The organism is Streptomyces capoamus, assembly GCF_014654935.1.
GTDB classification, from domain to species: Bacteria; Actinomycetota; Actinomycetes; order Streptomycetales; family Streptomycetaceae; genus Streptomyces; species Streptomyces capoamus.
Window position 1 is genome coordinate 127289 of sequence record NZ_BNBF01000003.1, and the last position, 8895, is coordinate 136183.

Sequence of the window (8895 nt, forward strand, 5' to 3'; positions counted from 1 at the left end):
GACCTCCAGTCCGTGTCGCACCAGGGCCGAGCCGATGCCTCGCTTGTGAAGCTGAGGCAGCACGGCCAGAGGACTGAGGACTTGCACGTCGACAAGCCGGCGAGGCGCATCGAGAAGACTGCGGGTGAACATGACGTGCCCGACGACCTGCCTGTCGTGCTCGGCGACCAGCGAGAGACCGTCCTCGGGCGTGATGGTGTCCCGCAGGGTGTCGACCAGGTCGGCCACGACAAGGCCATGGTCACCGAACGCCTGCAGGTGGACATCCCGCACGGCCTGCCTGTCGCCCGGAAGTTCTTCGCGAAGATTCATGCCCGGACGGTAAAGGCCCCTCAGGTCGGCTCGCACACGGTTTTTGGGACCGGGGCCGGCGACCGGGGGCCGTGCCGATGCGGGTGACGGACGGTAACTGTCCTGAATCCTCCGCGCCCGCGATCACGGGTTTCCCAGTACCGCCAGTAACATGATCACCTTGTTCCGGGTGTACCAGTCAGTCAACTCGGCGCCGTTCCCCCCGACGCCGCCCTGCCCGGAGAAGTCGATGTCTTCTGTCAACGACGCGTTGGACAACGCGCGCTTCACCTACGAGCAGCACATGCGGACATGCCGCCAGTGCCATGCCGACGCCGCGCCCTGTGCCGTGGCCAAGCACCTCCTGCGGATCTACAACCTCGCCCGCAGGGACCACCTGCGCACCGCCGGCGGCCACGCGTCCGGGGCCTGACCGGCACAGACGCTTTTCGCTCCGCGTGAGAAGGGAACCCGCTCTCCCGTCCCTTCCCCCCGAGACGCAGGAGGCCCCCGTGTCGGACCAGCAGGGTGACCGGCCGAACCCGGTCACACAGCACGCCCGCCCCGACTTCCCCTCCCAGGACCAGCCGCATCCGGGCTGGACCGGCCCGATGGACCCGCCGCCCGACCACGGCGAGGAGTCCTACCGCGGCTCCGGCCGGCTCGACGGCCGCAAGGCCGTGATCACGGGAGGGGACTCCGGCATCGGACGAGCGGTGGCGATCGCGTTCGCCCGCGAAGGCGCGGACGTTCTCTTCACCCATCTCGACGAGGAGGAGGAAGACGCCCGCGAGACGGCCCGGCTGGTGGAGGAGGCGGGACGCAAGGCCGTCCCGGTGTCCTGCGACATCCGCGACGAGGACAACTGCCGGTCCCTGATCGAGCGCGCGGTCGCCGAGTTCGGCCACATCGACGTCCTCGTCAACAACGCCGCCTACCAGATGTCCCAGCCGGACGGCATCGAGGCGATCAGCACCGAGCAGTTCGACCGGGTGATGCGGACGAACCTGTACGGGATGTTCTGGCTGACGAAGTTCGCCGTGCCGCACATCCCGTCCGGGGGCTGTGTCGTCAACTCCACGTCCGTACAGGCCTACCAGCCCAGTCCGCACCTGCTGGACTACGCGATGACCAAGGGCGCGATCGTCACCTTCACGCACGGGCTGGCCCAGATGCTCGCCGAGCGCGGCATCCGGGTCAACGCGGTCGCACCGGGCCCGGTGTGGACCCCGCTCATCCCGGCGACCATGCCGGACACGACGGAGTTCGGCAAGCAGAGCCCGCTCGGCCGCCCGGCCCAGCCCGCCGAGCTGGCCCCCGCCTACGTCTACCTCGCCTCCCCGCAGGCGAGCTTCATCACCGGGGAGATCCTCAACGCGACCGGCGGCACCCCGCTGCCCTGACGACCGGGGCCGCCGGAAGCGGTCCCCGGCCCGGAGCGGTCGCTCGCCGACGAGTTCCGGCCGAGGTTCCGGCGAGGCCGATGCGAGGCGCCTCCCTGACGGGGGGCGCCTCGCCGTGCCGGGGCCGGACCGTCAGGGTTCCCGCACCCGGTGGACTTCGCCCGTGCCCAGGCTGATCGTGGCCCGGGGCCGCATCGGTTCCCCGCCGCGCCGGGACAGCAGCACCACCTCCTCGACCACCGCCGAGAGCGTGCCCAGCCGGACGGCGCACTCGGCGGCGAGGAGTTTCGGATGCCGGGAGCGGCCGAGGGACAGGTGCGGGGTGAAACACCCTCCGCGCCCCCGGCAGAGCGGGAAGCGCAGCTCCAGCTCCCGGTGGAGCCGCAGCCAGGGCGCCGGGCCCGCCGCTGCCGGGTCCAGCCACACCGTCGCGTAGTTCCGGTGCCGGAACCAGCGCACACCGGCCAGGCGCACCGGGAACGCCGTACTCCCCGCCGCCCCCGCGGAAAGCAGCGGCACGGCCCGTTCGAACTCCTCCTCCGGTACGAATCCGAACAGCAGGTTCACGTGCGGCGGCCACCGCCGTACCTGGGGATCGTGCTCCCAGCGGATCTCCTGGACGGCCGGCCACAGCTCCGGCGGCGGCAGCCAGGCCACCGCGGTCCGGGCCGTCGGCGCCACCTCGAGCACGTCCGCCGGGGCGGCCCCGCCGCGCATCGGACACCCGTTCACACGCCCATGGTCCCAGGGGTCAGCGGCCGGCGGGGTGCGGACGCCCCAGGGCGAGGAGAGCCGTGTCGTCGTCGAGTCCGTCGCCGAAGCGCATGAGGAGACGGATGAGGGCGTCGACCACGGTGCGGGGGCGCGCGGGGGCCAGCTCGGTGACGAACGTGTGCAGCGCGTCGTCGCCGTACAGGTCGTCCCCCGCCCCGGTGCGCGCCTCGGTGAGACCGTCGGTGTAGAGCAACAGGGTGTCGCCCGGCTGGAGAGCGGCGCGGACGGTCGTGAAGGTGGCGTCGCAGAGGGCCCCGATCAGCAGTCCGCCGGGGGTCTGCAGGTACTCGGCCCGGCCGTCCGCCCGGAGCATCAGCGCCGGCGGGTGTCCGCCGGAGGCCAGGACGACGCCGACGCTTCGCCCCTGGGGTTCCAGGACGCCGAAGACGGCGGTGCAGTACCGCGGGTCCCCGCTGGGGTAGCGCTCCAGCAGCGCGGCGTTGAGGGCGGACAGCACCGCTTCGGGGTGGAGACCGTGGAGGGCCGCCGTGCGCAGGGTGTAGCGCACGAGGGAGGTCACGGCCGCGGCCTGCGGACCCTTCCCGCAGACGTCGCCGAGGAAGAAGGCGAAGCGCTCGTCGCCGAGGGGGAACAGGTCGTAGAAGTCGCCGCCCAGCTGTATCGAGGAGGCCGTGTGGTAGTACGCGGCGGTCTCCACACCGGGCACGTCCGGCAGACCGGCCGGCAGCAGGCTCTGCTGCAGTACCGCCAGCGCCTCGCGCAGCTGCTCGCGGTCGGCCTCCGCCTGGCGCAGGGCTTCCTCGGCCGTACGGCGGGCGCGCAGCAGCTCGGCCTCGTAGGCACGCCGGTCGGTGGCGTCGAAGACGGTCGTGCGGATCAGCAGGGGACTGCCGTCGGCGTCGTGCTTCACGATCGAGGTGATCAGTACGGGAAGCCGGGACCCGTCCGCCGTCCTCATCTCCAGCGCTATGCCGCCGATCCGTCCCTGCATGCGCAGCAGCGGTGCGTAGTGGGTCTCGTGGTAGAGCCTGCCGCCCACCGTCAGCAGGTCGGAGAACCGCATGCGCTGCACGACCTCGTCCCGGGACAAGCCGAGCCACTCCAGCAGTGTCTCGTTGACCTTGACGATGGTGCCGTCCATCGACGTGGACAGGTGACCGCACGGGGCGGACTCGTACAGTTCCTCCGTGCTGTCCTCCGGCAGGGCGGTGATATCCGTGCCCGTGTGCGGCCGGGCCTGCCCGGCAGGTCGAGGAGCCGGGCCGGAGGGGGACATCAGACCAGGTCTCCCAGGACCGTGGTGAGCGCTCCGGCGCCGGCCGTCGCGTTCTGGTCGCAGCCGGGGCCGGGTGCGAGGACCGGCGCCCGGCCCGATGCCGGACCGAGGACCCGGACACTGTTCTCGCGGAGGATGTCCATCCCCTCATCCTCGCACCTCAGCGCCCATGCCTGCCTGCCCGCACGGCGTGCGCGGTCAGCGCACGGGGAAGCCGAACGCGTACCCCTGCTGCTTCAGCCAGGGCAGCAGGGTGCGCAGCGCCACCACCGTCTGGGAGCGGTCGCCGCCCGCGTCGTGGAAGAGGATCGTGGGCCCGTTGGTCAGCTCGCCCTTGACGGTCGCGATGATCGCGTCGCTGCCCGGCCGCTCGAAGTCCTTCGAGTCGACGTTCCAGCCCAGGGGCCGCATCCCGTGGGAGGCCGCCAGCTTCCGGCTGTACGGGGTGAAGGCGCCGCCCGGGGCGCGGTAGTACATCGGACGCACACCCCCCGACGCCTTGGTGATCTGCCGTTCCGCGTCGACGATCTGCCGCGCCTGGTAGGACTCCGGCTTGGTGTCCATGGCGGTGTCGTGGGACACGGTGTGGTCGCACAGCCGGTGCCCGGCGGCCACCACCTGCCGGACCAGGTCCGGGTGCGCCTGGGCCTGGGTGCCGACCATGCAGAACGTCGCCTTGACGCCGTTGTCCTTCAGGAGCTTGAGCACCTGCGGGGTCCACACCGGGTCCGGGCCGTCGTCGATGGTGATGTTGACCGCGTGCTCGCCCCGGTCGGAGGCGTGGGCGATGGCCGCCGACACGGGCGCCGCCTTCGGTGCGGGGCGGGCGGCCTCAGGCGCCGCGGATCCGCCGCTCTGGCCGGCCTGCGCGGTCCACACCGAGGCGGCCGCGGCGACCGCCGTGACCCCTACCGCCGCCGCGACCACCCTGCCGTACCATCCCCGCCCGCCATGCCGCGCCATGTCCGTCCCCGCCCCCTGCCGTGTCCGCGTCGTGCCGTGCCGATGTGCTCGGCACCTGGCAGGACGGCGGGGAACGGGCAGGGGATCCCGCTGTTACGGATCACGGACAATTCCGCGGCACTTCCGCGACAGTCGCCGCGCGGAGGGCCTGGGACGGGAGGCATCGGGCCGCCGCGCGGAGGGGCCGTGGACGGCAGGCATCGGCCGCGCGCCGGGGGGAGTTGACCAGGCGGCGCGCGTCGGTCCGGGGGCGAGGGGGGCAGGCCGCGGAACGCACCGCCCGCGGCCACCACTGGGGGCGCCCCGGAGGTGGGCGGGGGAACCGCGCGTACGGCTCGCGGCCCGCCGGAATCCTCTCCGGTGGGCCGCGGCTGGTTCTCCGTCACGGCGGGCACTGGAAGCGCCCGCCGGGAGGGATCACATGTCGCCGCTCACCAATAGTGGCGCCGTCCGGCGACCGCGTGGCCCATGGCTCCCATGATCCACAGGATGGCTCCTACCACCAGCAGGATCACGCCGATGGTCCACAGGATCGATATGCCTGTGAGGAAGCCGATGATGAGCAGGATGATGCCGAGGGCGATCATGTCGTGCCTCCAGCCGGTGAAGGTGGTGCTCCTGCCGTACGTGTGCCCCGGATCCGGACGGATTATCAGGCAGTCTGATTTTCAAAAGTTCTGTGCGCAATGTTGACGCGTCGATGCGGCGGCCTCACATTACCTAGCGGTAGCACCCGGCGGTAATGCGCCGTACCACGCCGGCACCCCACGGCCGCCCCGCACACCCCTCCTCGCCGAGGTCCGCTCGACCGAGCCGCCCCGTTCCCGCGATCCACTACGCCCACGGCACCACCGTGCCCAGCACCACCGTGCCCACGGCACCACCACGCCCACGGCACGCACCGCCATGCCCGGCTGTCCCGTGTTCCCGTCCCGAGAAGGGAGAGCACCCCATGCCCCTGCATGCCCTGCGCCGTCTCCTCACCACGGTCTCCGCCGCCGTCGGCGCGCTGGCCCTCGGCCTCACCACGGCCCCCGCCCAGGCCGTGACACCCCTGAACTACGCCGCCCTCGGGGACAGTTACAGCGCCGCCTCCGGAGTCCTCCCCGTCGACCTCACCAGCCCGCTCTGCCTGCGCTCCACCGCGAACTACCCTCACGTCGTCGCCGCCCGTACGGCAGCACACCTGACCGACGTGACCTGCGGTGCCGCCCAGACCAAGGACTTCACCGAGGCTCAGTACCCCGGCGTCGCCCCCCAGGCGGACGCGGTCACCGCGGACACCGACCTGGTCACCCTGACGATCGGCGGCAACGACAACGGCACCTTCATCAACGCGATCACCGCGTGCGGCACCGCGGGCATCCTCAGCGGCGGCAAGGGCAGTCCGTGCAAGGACCGGTACGGGACGTCCTTCGACGACCGGATCGACGCCACGACGTATCCCGCGCTGAAGTCCGCCCTGCGCAGCGTGCGCGCCAAGGCGCCCCGGGCCCGGGTCGCGGTCCTCGGCTACCCGTGGATCACACCGCCCACGGCCGACCCCTCCTGCTTCGTCAGACTGCCGGTCGCCGCAGGTGACGTGCCCTACCTGCACGCCCTCCAGGCACACCTCAACGCCGTGGTCCGGCGCGCCGCCGAGGAGACGGGAGCCGCGTACGTCGACTTCGCCGAGGTGTCCGCCGGGCACGACGCCTGCCGGCCCGCCGGGACACGGTGGATCGAGCCGCTGCTCTTCGGGCAGAACGTGGTCCCGGTCCACCCCAACGCCCTGGGTGAGCTGCGCATGGCCGAGCACACCCTGAGCGTCCTCGGCCTGGGCTGACCGCTGGCCGAGGGCGCCGGGCCGCTCAGGAGCCGCCGCCTCAGGCCTCGGCGAGCAGCGGGTCGTAGGGCGTCGAGCGCTCCCGGCCCGACATGAAGGCCAGGAAGTCCCGCACGAACGCCCCGCGCGTGTACGGGCCGTCCGCCCCCGGCACGTCCCGGCGGAACCCCGTGCGGAACAGCGCCCGGTACTCGTCCGCGTCGACCCGCTGGTCGCCGTTGGCGTCGGTGACGTCGAAGAGCACCTCGGCCACCCGGATCAGCGCGGGGCCGGCGAGGGACGGCACGGCCGCCGCGTACTCCGCGGCGCTGACCCGGCCGTCGCCGTCGGTGTCGAGAGCCGCCTGCAGCTCCCGCCACCAGGCGGCGAAGGCGTCGTAGAGCCGGGTCTCCGCCGGCTCGTCCAGGTCGAGGCGGCCGGCGATCTCCCGGGCCATGGCGGCGAGGTCGGGCCAGTCCAGGTAGCCGTTCCCGGTCTGGTCCAGCACCTGGGCGAAGAACTCCTCCGCGCTGCGCCGCGCCACGGTCGCGGCGGCACCGGGATCCGGCTCCGGCGGCAGCGGGGCGAGCAGCCGGACCAGCGCCCCGGCCCGCTTCATCCGGTCCCGCAGCGCGCCGATCGTCCGGGCCCGCGGGTCGTCGCTGTCGGGGGAGAGGGAGAGCAGGTCGATGACGGCCTCGGGCCGCACCCAGCCCTCCGGCAGGAACCGGGCGAGGCCCGCGCCCAGGTAGACGCCCTGCATCAGGGTCTGTGTGCCGGGGAGTTCGGGCAGTCCCGCCCGTCGGCGGAACGGCTCGGGGAGGGACGCCACGGTGATCGCACCGAGCAGCGGTCCGGCGACCGCGCGGCCGGCCGCCCACAGGGTGGGCAGACCGTGCAGCAGCGGCGGAGCCGGCAGGTGGTCGAAGAGCCGGTAGAGGATGATCCGCATCGCCTCCGTGTTCTCCAGCTGCTCCTCCACCACCCGGTCGTAGTACGGCCAGAACGCGTGCACCGTCGGCGGCAGTTGGTCCGCGTCGCCGTCGAGGGCGGCGAGATAGGCACGGAACTCGGCGTACAGCCGTTCCATGACCGCCTGCTCCAGCGGCTGCCCGCTCAGCCGGCACATCGTGACGCTGCTCTCGAAGAGCGTCGCCACGACCCAGGCGCGCACCGCGGGATCCAGTGCGTCGTAGGGCCGGTGCTGCGCGTCGGTGCCCTTCAGCCGGGCGTGCAGCCGGTTGAGCCGCGCCGCCTCCCTGCGTCGTACCTCCTCGTCGGGCCCGAACATGCGCTGCAGGCTCACGACCGTGTTGCGCAGCCGGCGCCACGGGTGGGTCACGAACGTCGAGCTGTCGAGCAGGGCCGCGCCCACCTGGGGGTGCGCGGCTTCCAGGACGGTCGCCCGGATGATGGCCGGCGCCCAGCGCGGATCGTTGAAGAACTCCTCGAACTGGCTGCCCGTCTCGGTCACGCTGGTCGTTCTCCGTTCGCGTCCGTCGGCACGCCGCCGAAGCGGCGGTCGCGCTGCTGATAGGTGTGCAGGCACTGCAGGAAGTGGGGAGCGCGGAAGTCGGGCCACAGGACCGGCGGGAACATCCATTCCGCGTAGGCGACCTGCCAGAGCATGAAGTTGGAGATGCGCTGCTCCCCGGAGGTGCGGATGACGAGGTCCACATCGGGTGTGTCGGGGAAGGGCAGGTGTGCGGCGAAGCTCCGCTCGTCCACGGCGTCGGCCGGCACCCCGCTGCGGATCAGGGACCGCGCCGCCGCGACGATGTCGCTGCGCCCGCCGTGATCGAAGGCGACGGTCAGCGTCATGCCCCGGTTCTCCCCGGTCAGCGTCATCAGGTCGGTGAAGTCCCGGGCCAGCGCGGGCGGGATGCGCGGATCCGCCACGCCGAGGAACCGGCAGCGGATGCCGCGCGCGTGCAGCAGCGGGGCGTGTTTGCGCACCACGCGGCGCACCAGCCGCATCAGGAAGTCGACCTCGGTGCTCGGCCGCCGCCAGTTCTCGGTGGAGAACGCGTACAGGCTCAGCCATTCCACGCCGGCCGTCCGTGCCGCCTCGATGACGTCGATCACCGTCGTCTCGGCCGCACGGTGGCCCGACGTGCGCGGCAGCGAACGCCGCGCCGCCCAGCGGCCGTTGCCGTCCATCACGCAGGCCACGTGCCGCGGCACCCTGCCGACGGCACCGCCGGCGGCCTCCCCAACCGTCATGCCTGCCCCCAGCGGCAACGAGCGGACCCCTTCGTCCCGCCCAGGGTGTCAGCCCCCGGCTCCGCGAGACGGCGCGTTCGGCCCTGCTTCACCCTTGGTACGCCTGTCCGGGCGCGCCCTCGCCCGCCGGGCCCGGGGGTTGCCCTCCGGTACTCGCTGGGGCTGCCCCCCGCCCCCGATCGCCTGCCTGCCGGAGTGAA

At 72.6% G+C, this 8895-nt stretch carries 11 protein-coding genes; 3 read left to right on the forward strand and 8 right to left on the reverse strand.

The annotated features are described in order from the left end of the window. Positions 1-312: GNAT family N-acetyltransferase (locus IE312_RS39090; protein WP_229899189.1), on the reverse strand; the 312-nt coding region annotated here is incomplete at its 3' end. Between the two features lie 229 nt (positions 313-541). On the opposite strand from IE312_RS39090, the gene IE312_RS06455 reads away from it, so the two are divergent. Together IE312_RS06455 and IE312_RS06460 are read left to right on the forward strand one after the other, a co-directional pair. Next, the gene (locus IE312_RS06455; RefSeq protein WP_189979170.1) at positions 542-724 is read left to right on the forward strand and encodes a hypothetical protein; all 183 of its coding nucleotides are present in this window, start codon (positions 542-544) and stop codon (positions 722-724) included. A gap of 79 nt (positions 725-803) precedes the next feature. Beyond that, positions 804-1694 (forward strand): SDR family oxidoreductase, encoded by an 891-nt coding sequence (locus IE312_RS06460; protein WP_189979172.1) that lies wholly within the window; start codon positions 804-806, stop codon positions 1692-1694. A gap of 132 nt (positions 1695-1826) precedes the next feature. Here the strand turns inward: IE312_RS06460 and IE312_RS06465 are convergent, their stop codons facing one another. The 5 genes from IE312_RS06465 to IE312_RS06485 form a co-directional block, all read right to left on the reverse strand. Continuing rightward, positions 1827-2426, reverse strand: a complete 600-nt coding sequence (locus IE312_RS06465) for a 2'-5' RNA ligase family protein (protein ID WP_229899191.1) — start codon at positions 2424-2426, stop codon at positions 1827-1829. Positions 2427-2445: 19 nt separating this feature from the next. Next, positions 2446-3705, reverse strand: a complete 1260-nt coding sequence (locus IE312_RS06470; protein ID WP_189979174.1) for a PP2C family protein-serine/threonine phosphatase — start codon at positions 3703-3705, stop codon at positions 2446-2448. Then, positions 3705-3848, reverse strand: a complete 144-nt coding sequence (locus IE312_RS06475; protein WP_189979176.1) for a hypothetical protein — start codon at positions 3846-3848, stop codon at positions 3705-3707. The genes IE312_RS06470 and IE312_RS06475 overlap by 1 nt, the downstream gene beginning before the upstream one ends. Positions 3849-3903: 55 nt before the next feature. Continuing rightward, complete coding sequence (locus tag IE312_RS06480; RefSeq protein WP_189979179.1) at positions 3904-4668, reverse strand: polysaccharide deacetylase family protein; 765 nt, start codon at positions 4666-4668, stop codon at positions 3904-3906. Between the two features lie 431 nt (positions 4669-5099). After that, entirely contained in the window at positions 5100-5255 is a 156-nt protein-coding gene (locus IE312_RS06485; RefSeq protein ID WP_189979180.1) for a DUF6131 family protein, read from the reverse strand. Between the two features lie 365 nt (positions 5256-5620). Between IE312_RS06485 and IE312_RS06490 the strand changes: the two genes are divergently transcribed. Continuing rightward, complete coding sequence (locus tag IE312_RS06490) at positions 5621-6493, forward strand: SGNH/GDSL hydrolase family protein (protein WP_189979183.1); 873 nt, start codon at positions 5621-5623, stop codon at positions 6491-6493. Positions 6494-6533: 40 nt separating this feature from the next. Here the strand turns inward: IE312_RS06490 and IE312_RS06495 are convergent, their stop codons facing one another. Then, on the reverse strand, positions 6534-7946 hold the full coding sequence (locus IE312_RS06495; RefSeq protein ID WP_189979185.1) for an oxygenase MpaB family protein: 1413 nt from the start codon (positions 7944-7946) through the stop codon (positions 6534-6536). Then, complete coding sequence (uppS, locus tag IE312_RS06500; protein ID WP_189979188.1) at positions 7943-8695, reverse strand: polyprenyl diphosphate synthase; 753 nt, start codon at positions 8693-8695, stop codon at positions 7943-7945. Before uppS ends, IE312_RS06495 begins: the two co-directional genes overlap by 4 nt. Positions 8696-8895 lie beyond the last annotated feature (200 nt).

What these genes read in the sequence shown, in the direction of transcription:
- uppS (WP_189979188.1), bottom strand. Translation starts at nt 8,695, where the DNA reads ATGACGGTTGGGGAGGCCGCCGGCGGTGCCGTCGGCAGGGTGCCGCGG.
- IE312_RS06480 (WP_189979179.1), bottom strand. Translation starts at nt 4,668, where the DNA reads ATGGCGCGGCATGGCGGGCGGGGATGGTACGGCAGGGTGGTCGCGGCG.
- IE312_RS06485 (WP_189979180.1), bottom strand. Translation starts at nt 5,255, where the DNA reads ATGATCGCCCTCGGCATCATCCTGCTCATCATCGGCTTCCTCACAGGC.
- IE312_RS06490 (WP_189979183.1), top strand. Translation starts at nt 5,621, where the DNA reads ATGCCCCTGCATGCCCTGCGCCGTCTCCTCACCACGGTCTCCGCCGCC.
- IE312_RS06475 (WP_189979176.1), bottom strand. Translation starts at nt 3,848, where the DNA reads ATGGACATCCTCCGCGAGAACAGTGTCCGGGTCCTCGGTCCGGCATCG.
- IE312_RS06455 (WP_189979170.1), top strand. Translation starts at nt 542, where the DNA reads ATGTCTTCTGTCAACGACGCGTTGGACAACGCGCGCTTCACCTACGAG.
- IE312_RS06470 (WP_189979174.1), bottom strand. Translation starts at nt 3,705, where the DNA reads ATGTCCCCCTCCGGCCCGGCTCCTCGACCTGCCGGGCAGGCCCGGCCG.